A 15,125-nucleotide genomic window follows, 5' to 3' on the forward strand; every position below is an offset into this window, starting at 1 on the left:
AAAGTTAGTGCATGCTTCAAAGCACCCGTCAGCCCGAGGAGCAACCATGATCGTCGTAACCGGAGCCACCGGCCTGCTCGGCCGCCTCGTCGTCACCGAACTGCTCGACCGGGGCGTCCCCGCCCAGCAGATCGTCGCCGCGGTCCGCACCCCGGAGAAGGCCGCCGACCTGGCCGCCCGGGGCGTGCTCGTGCGGGAGGCCGACTACGACCGCCCCGAGACCCTGGCCGGCGCCCTCGCCGGCGCCGACCGCCTGCTGCTCGTCTCGGCCAACGAGGTCGGGCGGCGGGTGGCGCAGCACCGCGCCGTCGTCGACGCCGCCGTGGCCGCCGGGGTACGCCTGATCGCGTACACCAGTGTCCTGAAGGCCGACACCGCCACCTACGGGCTCGCCGCCGAGCACCAGGCGACCGAGGAGCTGATCCGGGCCTCCGGCCTGCCGTACGTGCTGCTGCGCAACGGCTGGTACACCGAGAACTACACCGGCAACCTGGCCGCCACGCTGCAGCACGGCGCGGTGCTCGGCAGCGCCGGTGCCGGCCGGGTCGCCGCCGCCACCCGCGCCGACTACGCCGCCGCTGCCGCCGCCGTCCTGGCCGGTGACGGCCACGAGAACGCGGTCTACGAGCTGGGCGGCGACGAGCCCTTCACCATGGCCGAACTCGCCGCCGAGATCTCCCGGCAGAGCGGCACCGAGGTGGTCTACCGCGACCTGCCGGCCGAGGAGTACGCGAAGGCGCTGGTCGCCGCCGGCCTGCCGGAGCCGTACGCGGCCACGCTGGCCGAGTGCGACCGGGCCATCGCCCGAGGCGAGCTGACCACCGACAGCGGTGACCTGCGCCGCCTCGCCGGCCGCCCCACCACCACCCTCGCCGACGCGGTCGCGGTGGCCCTCAAGGGCTGATGCCCTCGGCACCGGTGGCCCGGGTGCGCCCGGGCCGCCGGTGCCCGCCGAGCACGTCGTGGTTCGGGCGTTTGCGACGGCGGGCGGCGGGAAGGACCGACCTCCACCTGCCGAACGGAGATGACGTCGATGGAGGACCTGGTCCACCGGTGCCCGGGCACCGTCGCGGCGCGAGCGAGCAGGCGGACGCGACGGAGCACGTCGTGACCGGGCCGGTGGCCGATGAGCCGCTCGGTGAGCTGGAACTCGTGCACAGCTTCACCGGACCGATGCCGACCGGGGTCAGCGTCTCGCACACCGGCCGCGTCTTTGTCAACTTCCCGAAGTGGGGCGACGAGGTGCCGGCGACGGTGGTCGAACTGCGCGACGGCGCGGAGGTGCCCTTCCCGGACCAGCGGTGGAACAGCCCGTCCGGCGACGACGACGCGACGGCGTTCGTGTCGGTGCAGAGCATCGTGGTCGACCCCGCCGACCGGCTCTGGGTGCTCGACACCGGCAGCCCGATGTTCCGACCCACCACCCTCGGCGGGCCGAAGCTGGTCCGGGTGGACCTGGACACCGACAGCGTCGGCCAGGTCATCACCTTCCCGACCGACGTGGCGCTGCCCACGACGTACCTCAACGACGTGCGCTTCGACCTGCGGCGCGGCGAGGCCGGCACGGCCTACATCACCGACTCGTCCCACTCCGGCCCGAACGGGATCATCGTGGTGGACCTGGCCTCCGGGGCGTCCTGGCGGCGGCTGCACGACCACCCGTCCACCAAGGCCGAGCCGCTGGCGACGTTCCGGCCGGTGGTCGAGGGCCGGCCGCTGCTGGAGCGCCCCGCCGACGGCCCGCCGAAGCCGATCGCGATGGGCTCGGACGGGATCGCCATCTCCCACGACGGCGCCCGGCTCTACTACTGCCCGCTCGCCTCGCGGCACTGGTACAGCGTGTCGACCGAGGCGCTCGCCGACCCGGCGGTCGACGATGGCCTGGTCGCCGCGTCCGTGGCGCACGAGGGCGACAAGGGCGGCGGCTCCGACGGGCTGGAGTCCGACGACGCCGGCCGGCTCTACCTCACCTCGTACGAGCAGAACGCGGTGCTGCGGCGCCGCGCCGACGGCGAGTACGAGACGCTGGTCCACGATCCCCGGCTGCTGTGGCCCGACACGATGTCGGTCGCCACCGACGGGTACCTCTACGTGACCGCCAACCAACTGCACCGGCAGCCGACGTACCAGCGCGGCCAGGACCTGCGGCGCAAGCCGTACGCCCTGTTCCGGACCCGGATCGACGCCGGACCGGTGCTGCTGCGCTGACGCCGGGGGCACGCGGGCGGGCCCCCGCGCCGCGCGGGGCCGCCGGTCAGCCCTGCCGCGCCTTCTGGCGCGGGTCGCCCTTGTTGATCACGAACAGCTTGCCTCGGCGGCGGACCACGATCGAGTTCGCCTTCCGCTTCAACGACCGCAGGGAGCTTCGCACCTTCATCCCGAGCCATCCCTTCCTCTGGTGACGCGCGGCCGTGACCGGTGGACGGCCGGCCGGCACGAGGCGGCCCCGGCGCCGGGACCGCACCCGGGCCGTCGGCCACTGCGGCTGGTGTACCCGACCCGGCAGCGGGCATTCGCCGTACCCACGGTGGGCCGGGTGCGGGCCGACCGGGCGCTGACCTACGACCGGTGGTGGTTCCGCTGGGTGGCGGTGGAGCTCCACCCCTGCCGCCGGAGTCGGTCGAACCCGTCCAGCAGGAGGTCGAGAGCGAACTCGAACTCGAACTGGTCGTCACAGCCGGGACCGACGACGGACCGCCCGTCATGGTCGGCCCGCGACGCGACCTCCGCGATGTGGGGATACCTGCGGGACATCTCCCGCAGCGCGACCGCCTGCGTGTGCGGGTCGGGGCCCGGTGCGCCGTCGTCGAACAACTCCTGGCTGAACCCGAGGACGCGGCTCCCGAGCGCGTGCATCACGTGGTGCGTGAGGTCGACGGAGAGACCGCCGGCCCGGAACATCCCGATCATCGAGTCGAGGTACGCCAGGGTGGCCGGCGTCGGCCTGGTACGTGACTCGATCACCCGCGATGCCCACGGGTGACGCAGGAGGGCCTGTCGGGCGGACAGGATCCGCTGCCGCACGACGCTCTTCCAGTCGACGTCGGGGTCCGGTGGGTCGATCTCGCCGACGACCACGTCGGCCATGCCGTCCAGCAGCTCTTCCTTGTTCGCGACGTGCTTGTAGAGCGCCATCGGCACGACGCCGAGCTCCTGCGCGAGCCGGCGCATGCTGAGCGAGTCGATCCCGGTGGTGTCGGCGAGCGCGACGGCGGCGCGCAGCACCCGGTCGGTGTTCAGCGGGCGACGCGCGGCCTCGCTCTGCTCGGTCACCGGCTCGTCCTCCCGCTCCCGCTTGACAGGTGTACAGCGTACACCTAGGGTCCGTGCGTACTCAGGTGTACGGCGTACACCTGCCGATCGGACAGGAGTCGACATGAGCCCCACGAGAAGAACCGCGGTGGCCGCGGGAGTGTTCTTCCTGATCACCGAGATCGCCGCGATCGCGGGGCTGGTGCTCTACCGCCCGGTGCTGACCGACGCCGACTACGTCCTCGGGGCCGGCGCCGACTCTCGGGTGCTGCTGGGCGGGTTCTTCGAGCTGATCCTCGTCGGCGCCGTCGTCGGCACGGCGGTCACGCTCTACCCGGTCGTCCGGCGGCAGCACCACGCCGCCGCTCTCGGCTACCTCTGCGTACGCCTCCTGGAGGCGGTCGTCATCGTCGTGGGCATCCTCAGCGTCCTGTCGGTGGTGACGCTGCGCCGCGAGGTGGCCGGGACGGCCGGCACCGACGACGCCGCACTCGTCACCGCCGCCCGGGCACTCGTCGCCCTGCACGACTGGGCCTTCCTGCTCGGTCCCAACGTCGCGCTCGGGGCCAACAGCCTGCTCCTCGCCCACCTGCTGTACCGGTCGCGGCTGGTGCCCCGGTCCATCGCCGTGCTGGGGCTGGTCGGCGGTCCGCTCATCTGCGCCTCGGCGACCGCCGTGCTGTTCGGGCGCTACGAGCAGGTCTCCACCTGGGGTTCTCTCGCCGCGCTGCCCGTGTTCGCCTGGGAGGTCAGCCTCGCCGGGTACCTCATCCTCCGGGGCTTCGCGCCGGCCGCCGCGTCCGGCGGCGACGTCCCGACGGGCCCGGTCCGCGCCGAACTGTCACCCGCGTGAGTGATCCGGCCGGGGTGGTGCCGGGGATCGCCGGCCGGCAGCCGCGGCACCGGCCGGGCCGGTCACGGTGTCGGACGCAGCCGCCCGCGGGCCACCAGCTCGACGGTCAGCACCACCGCGACCGCCTCCACGGCCAGCAGCCCGACCAGGACGAACAGCTGGGTGATCCCGGCGGCGAGCGGACCCGCCCCGCCGAGCAGCATCCCGACGAAGGCGCCGGGCAGGGTCACCAGGCCCACCGTGCGGGTCTGGTCCAGCGCCGGGATCAACGCCTGGCCGGCCGCCGGGCGGCAGACCAGCAGCACCGCGTCGCGGGGCAGCAGGCCCAGCGCCAGGGCCGCCTCCACCTCGCCCCAGCGGCCGGTCAGTTCGTCCAGGGCCCGCCGGCCGGCCAACGAGGTGGCGGTCATCGCGCCGCCGATCAGGATGCCGGCGACCGGGATGAGCGCGATCCCGCGCGCCGGCACCAGCCCCGCCAGCAGCAGACCCAGCACGACGGAGAGGCTGCCGGCCACGATCGGCACGGTGGCCCACCACCCGCGCGCCCCGCCGGTGATCCGCCGGCCGGAGGTGCCCGCCGCGACCGCGCACATCACGGCCACGAAGGCGGCGGTGGCCCACAGCGACGCCACGATGGCGGCGATCAGCAGCGACACCGCCGCCAACTGAACGGCCGCGCGGACGGCGGCGACCGCGATCTGGCGGCCGTGCCCGAGCCGGCCGACGGTGGCCACGGCCGCCGCCACGGCGGTCAGCACCGCCAGGGTCACCGCCAGCTTCGGGCCGACCACCAGCATCGTCGACGACATCGGGTCAGTCTCCCGCGACCTCGCGCGGTCCGCGCGGCACCGCCCAGCTGGTCTCGGGTCAGCGGGCGGGCTCGGCCCCGGCGGCGCGGGTGATGTCCAGCAGGTGGTGTTCGGTTTCGTGGACGGTGTGCTGGCCGAGCCAGAGCAGCGTCCGGGCCCGGGGTTCCGGCCATGGGTAGACGCCGGTGCGGGCGAGGTCCGCCTGGTCGAGTGCGGAGAACCGGGTCGCCAGGTCGGTCGCGGCGGTGGCCAACGCGGCGAGCACCACCGTCGGGTCCTGGTCGTTGTAGGCGTCGGTGACGGCGCGTTCGTCGCGTCCCATCGGGGCGAACTCCGGCTGGTCGACGGTGAGCGCCAGGACCAGCCGATCGGTCTGGACCCGGAACACGTCCCGGACGTGGCAGGTGTACTCCAGTGGCGACCACACCCCCTCGGCCGGTCGCCGCCGCAGGTCCTGCACTCCGCCCAGCGCGGTCGCGTACCGCTCACCGACCGCGCGCAGCAGCCGCGGCAGGTCGGCGGCGGAGACGCCGGCGTAGTCGAAACCGCACTCGTCGCATCGATCCATTCGCTGAGGCTAACGGCACCACCACGGGGACGGGACCCCACGACGGTCGGCGGCGACGGAGCACCCGCGCGGGGGCGGAACTCGGGCCGCGTCGTCGTGGGAGCGACGGCGATCCGGCAGGATGGGTGGATGTCCGTGCTGTCCGTGCTGCCTCGCCCGATCGTCGCCGCGCCGATGGCCGGCGGCCCGTCGACACCGGCCCTCGCGGCGGCCGTCTCGGCCGCGGGTGGCCTGGGCTTCCTGGCCGCCGGGATGATCAGCGCCGACCGGCTCGCCGCCGACGTGGCCGAGGTCCGTACCCGCACCGATCGCCCGTTCGGCGTCAACGTCTTCCTGCCGGACGCGAACGGCGGTGCGGTCGACGAGGCCGCCGTCCGGGCGTACGCCGAGCGGCTCGCCCCGGAGGCCCGGCGGCACCAGGTGACGCTCGGCGAACCGGTCGGCGGCGACGACGCGTACCCGGAGAAGCTGGCCGCCCTGCTCGCGGACCCGGTGCCGGTGGTGTCCTTCGTGTTCGGGCTGCCCGACCGGGCGGCGGTGGCCGCCCTGCGGGAGCGGGGCACCGAGGTCTGGGCCACGGTCACCAGCCCCGACGCCGCCTCGGCGGCGGTCGGACTCGGCGTGGACGCCGTCGTCGTGCAGGGCACCGAGGCCGGCGGACACCGCGGTGGCCTGCCGGACGACGACGACTACGGCGTGCTGCCCCTGCTCCGGCTGGTCGCCGCCCGCTGCGACCGACCGCTGGTGGCCGCCGGCGGCATGGCCGACGGCGCGGGAGTGGCGGCCGTGCTCGCCGCCGGTGCCGCCGCCGCCCAGCTCGGTACGGCGTTCCTGCGCTGCCCGGAGGCGGGCACCTCCCCGATGCACCGGGCGGCGGTGGCCAGTACCGCGCCGACCGCGCTGAGCCGCGCGTTCACCGGGAAGCGGGCGCGGGGGCTGGTCAACGACTTCCTCCGCCGGCACGACGGGTCGGCACCCGCCGGCTACCCGCAGGTGCTGCACCTCACCCGCCCGTTGCTGGCCGCCGCCAAGGGCAGCGGGGACGCCTCGGTGGCGAACCAGTGGGCCGGTCAGGCGCATGCCCTGGCGCGGGAGACGCCGGCGGGTCAGCTGGTGGCCGAGCTGACCGCCGGGGCCAGGGCCGCGTTGACAGCGGCCGTCGAGAGGTCCGGCGCCTGGGGCTGAACAGCCGCGGCCCTCCCGGGCGGGCCGGGAATGGGGATGCGCCGCCCCGGTGGCCGCTCTACGGTGTCCCTCCGTGACGATCGACATCGTGAGCCTGGCGGACCGCCCGGACCTCGCTGCCCTGCTCGACGAGGACTTCGACGGGGCGTGGCCGCAGTTCATGCTCTGGGACCCGATGGGTGGCATCTACTACAACGTCGCCCACGACCTCTATCCCGAGTTCGTGTTCGCCGCCGTCGACTCCACCGAGCCCGGGCGCGCCGTAGGCCGGGCGTACGCCGTGCCGCTGCGCTGGACCGAGCCGGAGCTGCCGGACGGCGGCTGGGACCGGGCGATCCAGCGGGCCACCGTCACCCGCCTCACCAGGGCCACCCCGAACATCGTGTCGGCCATCGAGATCTGCGTCCGACCCGACCGGCGCGGCGCCGGGCTGTCCGCCCGGATGCTCGCCGCCATGCGGCGGGCCGTCGCCGAACGGGGGTACGACACCCTGGTCGCCCCGGTCCGCCCGAGCGGCAAGCACACCGACCCCGAGCTGCCGATGACCGAGTACGCGGCCCGGGTCCGCGACGACGGCCTGCCGGTCGACCCGTGGCTGCGGGTGCACGTGCGCGCGGGCGGACGCATCGAGCGGGTGGCCACCCGGTCCATGGTGATCAGCGGCAGCCTCGAGGACTGGCGCCGCTGGACCGGCCTGCCGTTCGACACGAGCGGACCGGTGCACGTGCCGGGCGCCCTGGTGCCGGTGCACTGCGACGTGGCGCACGACCACGCCGTCTACGTCGAGCCCAACGTCTGGGTCCGGCACCGGCTGTAGGCGGTCAGGCGACTCCTGCCTCCAGCCGCTCCTTCAGGTGCCGGTAACTCGCCGGGGCGCCCTTCGCCGCCAGCCGGCGGACCATCGGCACGAGCGGCACGCCGACCCCGTGTCCGGCGAAGTCCAGGGCGAACGTCACGCGCGACCGCGCGCCCTCGTCGAGAGGCTCCACGGTCACCGTCACGCTCGGCCTGATCGGCCCGTCGACCCCGTGCACCGCCCACCGGCCGGGCGGACTGTCCTCGGTCACCTCCTGCGTCATGGTGCGCTCCACCCCGCCGATCCGGCGGGTCGTCGTGAACCGGGTGCCCAACCCCACCGGGCCACCCGACTCCAGGCGTACGCCCACGACGTCGTGCTGCCACTCGGCGAACCGGGTGGGATCGGCGACGTACGCGAACACCTCGTCCGGCGGCCGGTCGATGTCGATGGTGGAGACGGCGGCGGTCATGGCTCCTCCTGCTCGTGCTGACGCGGCGGGTCGAGGTGTCCCGCCCACCACTCATGACACACCGAAAGCGGGGGATGTGACCGTCGACGGGCCGCCGGTTCGCCGCCGCGTCCGCCACCCCGATGTCAGGTGCCCGGGACATCCATGACGTACCGGTTGATCGCGCGTACCTGGTCCGCGAGGTCGGGCAGCTCGACCACCTCGACGCCCGCCGCCGCCAGCAGCTCGACCCCCTGGCAGTCCACGAAGATCGGCGGCTCCCGCAGCGCCAGCACCACCCGACGGATACCCGCGGCCAGGATCAGCGCGGTGCAGGTGGGCGACCGGCGCTGACGCGCGCTGCACGGTTCCAGGGAGCTGTAGATGGTCGCTCCGGACAGGTCGATCCCGTGAAGCTTGCCCAGCGCGGACTCCTCGGCGTGCACATGGGAATCGGTTTCCCGAGAGTACCCCCGGGCCAGCTCGGCCCCGTCGCGGCCGACCACGATCGCGCCGACCGCGTACGCGGTGGCCTTCGGCGGGCACCGCCGGGAGAGGTCGACCGCGTCCTGGAGCCAGCGGCGGTCGAGGGTGGGCGGCGGGGTCATCAGGTGCCGTCCGACAACGCGTACCGCAGCAGCACCACGTCCCCCATCTCATCGCCGGGACCCGCCCCGAGGAAGTGAGTGTGCATCGTCGCGCCACCGTCGACCATGAGCCGGCGCACACCCCACTCGGACGAGGGACCGCGCCGTCGGCTCCAGGTCGGCCGGTGACTCACCCGCGCGACAGATCGGGCAGGTGGCGGGCCACCTCGGCCGGGGAGGGCATCCGCGCGATCTCCTCGGCGATCGCGCGGGCGGCGTCCCGATGGTCGGTCCGCCCGGCGCGCGGCAGGAGCCGCCGGGCGTGCTCGGCGATGGCCGTGGCGCTCGCCTCGTCGCCGAGCAGGCGCAGCGCGGCGCCGGCCGCGCTGACCGCCTCGGCGTTGGCGAACTGGTCGGCACCCTGGGGCAGGATCAGCTGTGGGACGCCGGCGGCGAGCGCGCCGAGGCTGGTGCCGCTGCCGCCGTGGTGCACGACGAGATCGGCGTGCGGCAGCAGCTGCGCCTGCGGCACCCAGCTCCGCACGCTGACGTTGTCCGGCACGTCTCCGAGCTGGTCCAGAGGTACCCGGCCGGCGGCGACCACCACCCGCGCGTCCAACGTGGCCAGCCCTTCGACGGCCGCGCTCAACAGCTCCCGGGTGCCGAAGGCGGTGCCCAGCGTCAGGTAGATCAGCGGCAGTGACCGGCGGTGGCTGTCCCAGGCGGGCAGCGCCGCCGGCGTCGAGTACGCGACGGGCCGCAACTCGATCCGGTCCGCGGTGGCGAGGAAGTGCTCGTCCTGCAACGACGGTGGGCAGATGTCGACGTGCGGTCGTCCGGAGGCCTCGGCGTTGCGGGTGGGCAGTTCGAGGCCGATGCCCTCCGGGATCATCCGCCCGAAGCCGTGCCAGATTCCCGGGATGCCGGCCCGGTGGGCGGCGACGGCCGCTCCCGGCACGCCCCATTCGTGTACGACGAGGTCGGGCTCCAGCCGGGCGAGTTCCGGCGCCAGGTCCTCGGCGTAGATCTCGTAGAACGCGTCCGCGGGACGGAAGGGGCGCAGGCCGTTCGCGGCGAGCGGTGCGTGCACCTCCTCGCCGACGGCGAAGTGCACCTCGTGTCCGGCGTCCCGGACGGCCACCGCCAGGGGGATCAGCGGATAGGTGTGGCCGACCGACGCGAGGCTGGCGAACAGTACGCGCATTCCGACGAAGGTACGCCGTGCTCCCGGGCACCTCGCGGCCCCCGGGGCCGACACCGGCGGATCGCGTCACGGACGCGAGCCGCCGGTGCCTGACCTGCCGGAGCGCGTGCGGCTACTCGTGCACCTGCACCGACCCGACACCCGACGGCTGGGGATCGGCGACGTCCAGGTCGTAGCCGGCCGAGGCGCGGTTGTCGTACCGCGTCTGCGTACCCGGGTGGTCGCCGGCCGACAGCGGCCAGACGACGAGCCGCGGAAGCGGCGTCGTACCCACCGCCTACGCTCCGGCTGTATGGGAGATCCCTTCACGGTGCGCATCGCGGTCCGGGGCTACGAACTCGACACCCAGGGCCACCTGAACCAGGCCGTCTACCTCCAGTACGCCGAGCACGCCCGGTGGGAGTGCCTGCGTGCCGCCGGCATCTCGCAGGACCGGCTCATCGCCACCGGCGTGGGACCGGTCGCGCTGGAGGTCACCCTGAGATACCTGCGGGAGCTGCGCGGCGGGGACGAGGTGGACGTGTCCTGCGAGTTCCACTGGGGCGAGGGCCGGACGTTCCGGATCGAGCAGGACTACCGCCGCCTGGACGGCACCCAGGTCGCGACGGTGACCGGGGTGGGCGGTCTGCTCGACCTGTCGACCCGGCGGCTCCTGGCCGACCCACGGGAGCGGTTCCGGGAGCTGGCCACCGACCCGGGACCGCTCCGCCTCTGAGGCCGGCGCGCCGACCGGGCGGCGACCGACAGGCTGGGGGTGCGCGACGGGACGCCGCCGACCCGGGCCGGTCCCGGGCTGTCGGGCTTCTACGCTGGCACCCATGTACTCGTGGGACGACTCGCGTCGGGCGTTCACCGACGCAGCGCGATGGTTCGTCCGCACCGCCGCCCTGGTGGGTGACCGGTGGAGCCGGCCCGGCCTGGGTGAGTGGGACGTGCGGGCCCTGGTCGGCCACACCAGCCGGTCCCTCAGCACGGTCGAGGAGTACCTGGCCCGGCCCGCCGGCGGCGTCGAGGTCGGCTCCGCCGGCGACTACTTCCGCGCCACGAGCGCCGCCGCGGCCGGTGCGGCGGTCGCCACGCGCGGACGCGACGCCGGGGCGGCGCTGGGCAGCGATCCGGCGGCAGCCGTGGCGGAGCTGGCCGCCCGCGTACTCGCGCTGGTCGACACCCAGGACGGCGGCGCGCTCGTCACGACCGTCGTGGGTGGCATGCGGCTCGCGGACTACCTGCCGACCCGGACGTTCGAGCTTGCCGTGCACACCGCGGACCTCGCCACGGCGCTCGGCGTACCGCCCGAGGTGCCGGCGACGGCCGCGGCGCAGGCGCTGCGGATCGTCGCCGAGCTGGCCGTCGGCCACGGTCTCGCCGGGCCGCTCCTGCTCGCCGCCACCGGCCGCCCGGGCGGCCTGCCGGCCGGCTTCTCGGTGCTCTGACAGCCCGTCGGCCCCGGCGGCGTCCGGCGGACCGGTGGCGGACCGGCCCGGACGACCGGTCCGCACCTGCCGATCTTGTGGGCGGCGTGTGGCATCGTGATGGGGATGGAGCCGGACGGTGCCGCCGAGGCGCGCCGGACGCTGCCCGAACCGCTCCGGGTGGGCCTGCGGGTGCTCCGCGACTATCGGCCCACGCTCAGGCGACTGCGGGCGCTGCTGCGCAGCATGGTGACCTCGTTCGTGGTGCTCAGCCTGACGCTGTGGCTGCTGCCGGGGGTCACCGCCAGCGGCCTGGTCGCGATGCTGTGGCTGGTCGGGCTGATCGCCGGGATCGGTGCGGTGCTGCGCCCGCTGCTGTTCGCCCTCTCCACCGCGCTGGGCGGCCTCGGGGCGCTGGCCATCGGCGTGTGCGTGCAGGCCGTCGTCATGTACGTCGCGTTGCGCCTGGACCCGGAGGCGCACGTCCGCGGGTTCGCCGACGCCATCGCCGCCGCGTGGCTCGCCGTGGCGCTGGCCGCGATCCTGAACTGGCTCGCCGACGCCGGCACCGACGACGCGTTCGTCAGCGAGATGCTGTGGGTGATGAACCGGGTACGCCGTGGACCGGCTGGCCACCGGCGACCAGGGTGGCACCGCCGGGGCGCCGCGGGGCCGCCACCCGAGCGGCAGACGGCCGACGCCCTGCTCGTCGTCCAGCTCGACGGCGTGGCCGCGCCGCTGGTGCAGTGGGCCATCCGGGCCGGCAACCTGCCCACGATCGGTGGGTGGCTGCGCTCCCGCAGCCACCGGATGACCCACTGGCACACCGGCCTGCCGGCCACCACGCCGGCGGCGCAGGCGGGCCTGCTGCACGGCGAGGTCCGGCGGGTGCCGGCCTATCGCTGGTACGAGAAGGCGACCGCGGACGACACCGCCAGCCGGCTCATGGTGACCAGCCGGCCCCGCGACGCCGCCGAGGTCGAGCGGCGGCTGTCCACCGGGCAGGGGCTGCTGCGGGACGGCGGGGTCAGCATCAGCACGGTCTTCTCCGGCGACGCCCCCACCAGTCTGCTCACGGTGAGCCGCGCCGGGCTGCCCGGGCGGTCCACCCGGGGCTACGCGGCGTTCATGGCCAGCCCGTACGGGTTGGCCCGGGCCATCGTGCGCGGCGCCGGGCAGGTGGTTCGCGAGCTGTACGAGGCGCGGCGGCAGCGGCTGCGCGGCGTACAGCCCAGGGGCCGCCGCAGCGGCTCCTACCTGGCGCTGCGCCCGATGGCGAGCCTGCTCAGCGACCTCAACGTGTCGCTGATCGCCGAGCAGATGGCCGCCGGGGCGCCGGTGATCTTCTGCGACTTCCTCGACTACGACGAGGTGGCCCACCACGCCGGGCCGGCCCGGCCGCAGGCGCTGGCGGTCCTCGAAGCGCTCGACCAGACGCTCGGCATCCTCCAGCGGCTGGCGGCCGAGGCGGCGCGGCGCTACCACATCGTGGTGTTGAGCGACCACGGGCAGAGCCAGGGCGCCACCTTCCGCCAGCGGTACGGCGAGTCGCTGGCACAGGTGGTCGCCCGGCTCGCCGCGCCCACGGTGCGCCCGACCGCCCCCGACGGCCGGCCAGGGCCCCCGACTCCGGTACGGGCGGCGGCGACCGCCGAGGCCGCCGGCCCGGTCGAGGAGTGGGGACGGGTCAACACGCTGCTCACCGAGGTGGCGGGCCGGGGCGGGGCGACCGGCACGGCGACCCGGGTGGCGGTGCGGTCGCACACCGACGGGGGCGAGGTCACCCTGGGTCCGGCCGACGAGGAGGCGGCGGCGGCGACCCGGACCGATCCGGAGACCGTGGTGGTGGCGTCGGGCAACCTGGCGATGATCTATCTACCCCGCCATCCGGGGCGGCTGACCCGCGAGCGGGTCGACGCCCTCGTACCGGGGCTGATCGACGGCCTGGCGGCGCATCCCGGCATCGGTCTGGTCGTCGTCGACTCGGCCGCCGGGCCGCTGGCGATCGGGGCGCGCGGCTGCCACAACCTGCGGGACGGACAGGTCGACGGCGGCGACCCGCTGGCCCCGTACGGCCGGCGGGCGCGCCAGGACCTGCTGCGCCACCAGGCGATGGACCACGTCGGTGACCTCGTGGTGATCAGCGCGGTGGACCCGGGTCTGGAGGAGGTGGCGGCCTTCGAGGAGCTGGTGGGCTGCCACGGCGGGCTCGGCGGCTGGCAGACGGAGGCCCTGCTGATCCACCCCGCCGACTGGCCGCAGGAGGGCGAGCTGGTCGGCCCGGAGGCCGTGCACGGGCAGTTGCTCGCCTGGCTGCGCCGGCTCGGGCTGCGCCGGCCCGACGAGCACGCCGACGAGGGGGACGACCCGGCGGGCCGCACAGTGGACCCCGGCCTGGCCGACGCGTAGCGCGGGCAGTCGGCGGTTACGGCGCCACCGGCGGTTCGCCCGGCAGGGTCCGGCGCCGGGCCAGCCAGCTCAGCCCCTGGCTGACCAGCACGACGAGCAGGATCGCGGCGACGACGCTCTGCCACGGCTCGGGGAAGATCGCCCGGCCGAGGACGCCGATCGCGGCGTAGAGCACCGACCACAGCAGGCTGGCCGGCGCGTCGGCGAGGGCGAAACGCCGCCAGGTCAGCCCGGACAGGGCCGCCGCCAGCAGCACCGGGATCCGGCCGCCCGGGATGAGCCGGGACACCAGCAGCGTCGAGACGAGTTCCTCGCGTACGCGCACCGTCATCCGGCCGACCCGCTGCCGGCCGCGCAGCCAGTGCAGGCGCCGGGCGAGCCGCTCGCCACCCCAGCCGAGCATGCCGTAGGTCGCCAGGTCGCCCGCGTACGCGCCGAACGCGCCGGCGATCACGACGAGCACCACGGTCACCGGATGCTGGTGGGCGGCGAGCGCAGCGGCGCCGCTGACCGCCGCGCCGGTCGGCACCACCGGGAGGACGGACCCGAAGAGCACCACCAGGATCAGCGAGCCCAGCACGCCGAGCGTCGCCGTCACGGCCGGCGCACCGCGACGGACTCGCCCGGCCGTAGCACGCGTACCCGGGTGCCCGGCGAGACCGCCTCGGCGTGGCGGGCGAAGTCGTCCCCCGGGCCGAAGAACCGGTCCGGCCGGACCCGTTCGCAGCCGACCGGCCAGAAGGTGCCGAAGTGGATGGGCACGGCCCACGCCGCCGCCACCCGCCGGACCGCCTCCGCGGCGCCCGCCGGATCGAGGTGGCCGGGGCCGAGGGTGGGTCCCCACCCACCGACCGGGACGAGCGCCAGGTCGAGCGGCCCCAGCCCGGCTATCTCGTCGAAGAGACCGGTGTCCCCGGCGAACCAGGTCCGCAGCCGGCCGTCGATCAGGTAGCCGAGGGCGGGCGCCCGGTGCCGGGACCACGGACCGCGACCGGCGTGGTGGGCCGCGGGGACGGCGGCGACCGTGACCCCGCCGATCGTGGTGCGGTCGCCGACCGCGAGCTCCGTACAGCGGCGGGCGGCCGCCCCGCCCAGCGCCTGCCGGACCACGCGGCCCGCACCCGCCGGCACCACCAGCGCGGTGTCCGGGGGCAGCCGGCGCAGCGACGCGAAGTCCAGGTGGTCGGCGTGCAGGTGCGACACGAGTACGGCGTCCGGGGCGCCCGGCAGCCGCGGGGTGGGCCCACGGCGCCGGCGCAAATGGGCGAGCCGGTCACGCAGCAGCGGATCGGTCAGCAGCCGGGTGCCGGAGTCCTCGATCCACACGGTGCTGTGCCCGTACCACGTCAGCCGCACGACACCGCCTCGGTCACGCCTGCCACCGTATCCGGCGGTGTCACCGCGCGGCCCGCACCTGACGTGGCCCGCCGTCGGACCGAGGCGGGGCTTCCTCCCCTGACGGTCGGCGGAGGGGTCGAATCAACGATTTTGCCGGAAATGCTGGCACATACTCATACCGTCCGGCGGCGGCCGGGCGGGTCGGTCCGGGTGGCGGAGGCCGGTGCCCGCGCCGCGGACCGAGTGGGAGGGACCAGTCAG

At 75.1% G+C, this 15,125-nt stretch carries 18 protein-coding genes; 8 read left to right on the forward strand and 10 right to left on the reverse strand.

Translation table 11 applies throughout. From position 1 onward, the window contains the following. The first annotated feature begins 46 nt into the window (after window positions 1-46). Complete coding sequence (locus GA0074696_RS23085; protein WP_088963039.1) at window positions 47-904, forward strand: SDR family oxidoreductase; 858 nt, start codon at window positions 47-49, stop codon at window positions 902-904. A 203-nt stretch (window positions 905-1,107) separates the two neighbouring features. Then, entirely contained in the window at window positions 1,108-2,208 is a 1,101-nt protein-coding gene (locus GA0074696_RS23090) for an L-dopachrome tautomerase-related protein (protein WP_088964744.1), read from the forward strand. 46 nt (window positions 2,209-2,254) lie between these two features. On the opposite strand, the gene GA0074696_RS23095 is transcribed toward GA0074696_RS23090, so the two are convergent. Then, window positions 2,255-2,377: a ribosomal protein bL36 gene (locus tag GA0074696_RS23095; RefSeq protein WP_088963040.1), complete on the reverse strand. Its 123-nt coding sequence runs from the start codon at window positions 2,375-2,377 to the stop codon at window positions 2,255-2,257. A 182-nt stretch (window positions 2,378-2,559) separates the two neighbouring features. Continuing rightward, window positions 2,560-3,273 (reverse strand): TetR/AcrR family transcriptional regulator C-terminal domain-containing protein, encoded by a 714-nt coding sequence (locus GA0074696_RS23100; protein ID WP_088963041.1) that lies wholly within the window; start codon window positions 3,271-3,273, stop codon window positions 2,560-2,562. Between the two features lie 103 nt (window positions 3,274-3,376). Here GA0074696_RS23100 and GA0074696_RS23105 point away from each other — a divergent pair, with 103 nt between their 5' ends. Continuing rightward, entirely contained in the window at window positions 3,377-4,105 is a 729-nt protein-coding gene (locus tag GA0074696_RS23105; RefSeq protein WP_088963042.1) for a DUF4386 domain-containing protein, read from the forward strand. A 62-nt stretch (window positions 4,106-4,167) separates the two neighbouring features. Here the strand turns inward: GA0074696_RS23105 and GA0074696_RS23110 are convergent, their stop codons facing one another. Beyond that, on the reverse strand, window positions 4,168-4,914 hold the full coding sequence (locus tag GA0074696_RS23110; protein WP_231925121.1) for an ABC transporter permease: 747 nt from the start codon (window positions 4,912-4,914) through the stop codon (window positions 4,168-4,170). A gap of 58 nt (window positions 4,915-4,972) precedes the next feature. After that, window positions 4,973-5,482, reverse strand: coding sequence for a DinB family protein (locus tag GA0074696_RS23115; RefSeq protein ID WP_088963043.1), 510 nt, complete (start codon window positions 5,480-5,482; stop codon window positions 4,973-4,975). 129 nt (window positions 5,483-5,611) lie between these two features. On the opposite strand from GA0074696_RS23115, the gene GA0074696_RS23120 reads away from it, so the two are divergent. Both GA0074696_RS23120 and GA0074696_RS23125 read left to right on the forward strand, forming a co-directional pair. Further along, window positions 5,612-6,667, forward strand: coding sequence for a nitronate monooxygenase (locus GA0074696_RS23120; protein ID WP_088963044.1), 1,056 nt, complete (start codon window positions 5,612-5,614; stop codon window positions 6,665-6,667). A gap of 73 nt (window positions 6,668-6,740) precedes the next feature. Continuing rightward, window positions 6,741-7,484: a GNAT family N-acetyltransferase gene (locus tag GA0074696_RS23125; RefSeq protein WP_231925122.1), complete on the forward strand. Its 744-nt coding sequence runs from the start codon at window positions 6,741-6,743 to the stop codon at window positions 7,482-7,484. Between the two features lie 4 nt (window positions 7,485-7,488). Here the strand turns inward: GA0074696_RS23125 and GA0074696_RS23130 are convergent, their stop codons facing one another. The 4 genes from GA0074696_RS23130 to GA0074696_RS30930 all read right to left on the reverse strand — a co-directional run bounded on the left by GA0074696_RS23130 (window position 7,489) and on the right by GA0074696_RS30930 (window position 9,979). Then, window positions 7,489-7,935, reverse strand: coding sequence for an SRPBCC family protein (locus GA0074696_RS23130; protein WP_088963045.1), 447 nt, complete (start codon window positions 7,933-7,935; stop codon window positions 7,489-7,491). Between the two features lie 125 nt (window positions 7,936-8,060). Then, window positions 8,061-8,522, reverse strand: a complete 462-nt coding sequence (locus GA0074696_RS23135; protein ID WP_088963046.1) for a deaminase — start codon at window positions 8,520-8,522, stop codon at window positions 8,061-8,063. 169 nt (window positions 8,523-8,691) lie between these two features. Continuing rightward, on the reverse strand, window positions 8,692-9,705 hold the full coding sequence (locus GA0074696_RS23140; protein WP_088963047.1) for a glycosyltransferase: 1,014 nt from the start codon (window positions 9,703-9,705) through the stop codon (window positions 8,692-8,694). A gap of 112 nt (window positions 9,706-9,817) precedes the next feature. Next, window positions 9,818-9,979 (reverse strand): hypothetical protein, encoded by a 162-nt coding sequence (locus GA0074696_RS30930; protein ID WP_157746091.1) that lies wholly within the window; start codon window positions 9,977-9,979, stop codon window positions 9,818-9,820. 18 nt (window positions 9,980-9,997) lie between these two features. Here GA0074696_RS30930 and GA0074696_RS23145 point away from each other — a divergent pair, with 18 nt between their 5' ends. The 3 genes from GA0074696_RS23145 (at window position 9,998) to GA0074696_RS23155 (ending at window position 13,526) form a co-directional block, all read left to right on the forward strand. Further along, entirely contained in the window at window positions 9,998-10,420 is a 423-nt protein-coding gene (locus tag GA0074696_RS23145; RefSeq protein WP_088963048.1) for an acyl-CoA thioesterase, read from the forward strand. Window positions 10,421-10,523: 103 nt separating this feature from the next. After that, window positions 10,524-11,138 carry a maleylpyruvate isomerase N-terminal domain-containing protein gene (locus tag GA0074696_RS23150; protein WP_088963049.1) on the forward strand — a complete coding sequence of 205 codons (615 nt, stop codon included), beginning with the start codon at window positions 10,524-10,526 and terminating at the stop codon, window positions 11,136-11,138. Between the two features lie 105 nt (window positions 11,139-11,243). Further along, a complete protein-coding gene (locus GA0074696_RS23155; RefSeq protein ID WP_088963050.1) occupies window positions 11,244-13,526 on the forward strand; it encodes a phage holin family protein in 2,283 nt (760 codons plus the stop codon). 16 nt (window positions 13,527-13,542) lie between these two features. Here GA0074696_RS23155 and GA0074696_RS23160 read toward each other — a convergent pair whose 3' ends face one another. Beyond that, a complete protein-coding gene (locus GA0074696_RS23160; RefSeq protein WP_088963051.1) occupies window positions 13,543-14,124 on the reverse strand; it encodes a DedA family protein in 582 nt (193 codons plus the stop codon). Further along, window positions 14,121-14,882 (reverse strand): MBL fold metallo-hydrolase, encoded by a 762-nt coding sequence (locus GA0074696_RS23165; protein ID WP_088963052.1) that lies wholly within the window; start codon window positions 14,880-14,882, stop codon window positions 14,121-14,123. Before GA0074696_RS23165 ends, GA0074696_RS23160 begins: the two co-directional genes overlap by 4 nt. Window positions 14,883-15,125 lie beyond the last annotated feature (243 nt).

The sequence above is a fragment of the Micromonospora purpureochromogenes genome (assembly GCF_900091515.1).
Lineage (GTDB): Bacteria > Actinomycetota > Actinomycetes > Mycobacteriales > Micromonosporaceae > Micromonospora > Micromonospora purpureochromogenes.

What these genes read in the sequence shown, in the direction of transcription:
- GA0074696_RS23085 (WP_088963039.1), top strand. Translation starts at nt 47, where the DNA reads ATGATCGTCGTAACCGGAGCCACCGGCCTGCTCGGCCGCCTCGTCGTC.
- GA0074696_RS23095 (WP_088963040.1), bottom strand. Translation starts at nt 2,377, where the DNA reads ATGAAGGTGCGAAGCTCCCTGCGGTCGTTGAAGCGGAAGGCGAACTCG.
- GA0074696_RS23105 (WP_088963042.1), top strand. Translation starts at nt 3,377, where the DNA reads ATGAGCCCCACGAGAAGAACCGCGGTGGCCGCGGGAGTGTTCTTCCTG.
- GA0074696_RS23110 (WP_231925121.1), bottom strand. Translation starts at nt 4,914, where the DNA reads ATGTCGTCGACGATGCTGGTGGTCGGCCCGAAGCTGGCGGTGACCCTG.
- GA0074696_RS23115 (WP_088963043.1), bottom strand. Translation starts at nt 5,482, where the DNA reads ATGGATCGATGCGACGAGTGCGGTTTCGACTACGCCGGCGTCTCCGCC.
- GA0074696_RS23120 (WP_088963044.1), top strand. Translation starts at nt 5,612, where the DNA reads ATGTCCGTGCTGTCCGTGCTGCCTCGCCCGATCGTCGCCGCGCCGATG.
- GA0074696_RS23130 (WP_088963045.1), bottom strand. Translation starts at nt 7,935, where the DNA reads ATGACCGCCGCCGTCTCCACCATCGACATCGACCGGCCGCCGGACGAG.
- GA0074696_RS23135 (WP_088963046.1), bottom strand. Translation starts at nt 8,522, where the DNA reads ATGACCCCGCCGCCCACCCTCGACCGCCGCTGGCTCCAGGACGCGGTC.
- GA0074696_RS23140 (WP_088963047.1), bottom strand. Translation starts at nt 9,705, where the DNA reads ATGCGCGTACTGTTCGCCAGCCTCGCGTCGGTCGGCCACACCTATCCG.
- GA0074696_RS23145 (WP_088963048.1), top strand. Translation starts at nt 9,998, where the DNA reads ATGGGAGATCCCTTCACGGTGCGCATCGCGGTCCGGGGCTACGAACTC.
- GA0074696_RS23150 (WP_088963049.1), top strand. Translation starts at nt 10,524, where the DNA reads ATGTACTCGTGGGACGACTCGCGTCGGGCGTTCACCGACGCAGCGCGA.
- GA0074696_RS23155 (WP_088963050.1), top strand. Translation starts at nt 11,244, where the DNA reads ATGGAGCCGGACGGTGCCGCCGAGGCGCGCCGGACGCTGCCCGAACCG.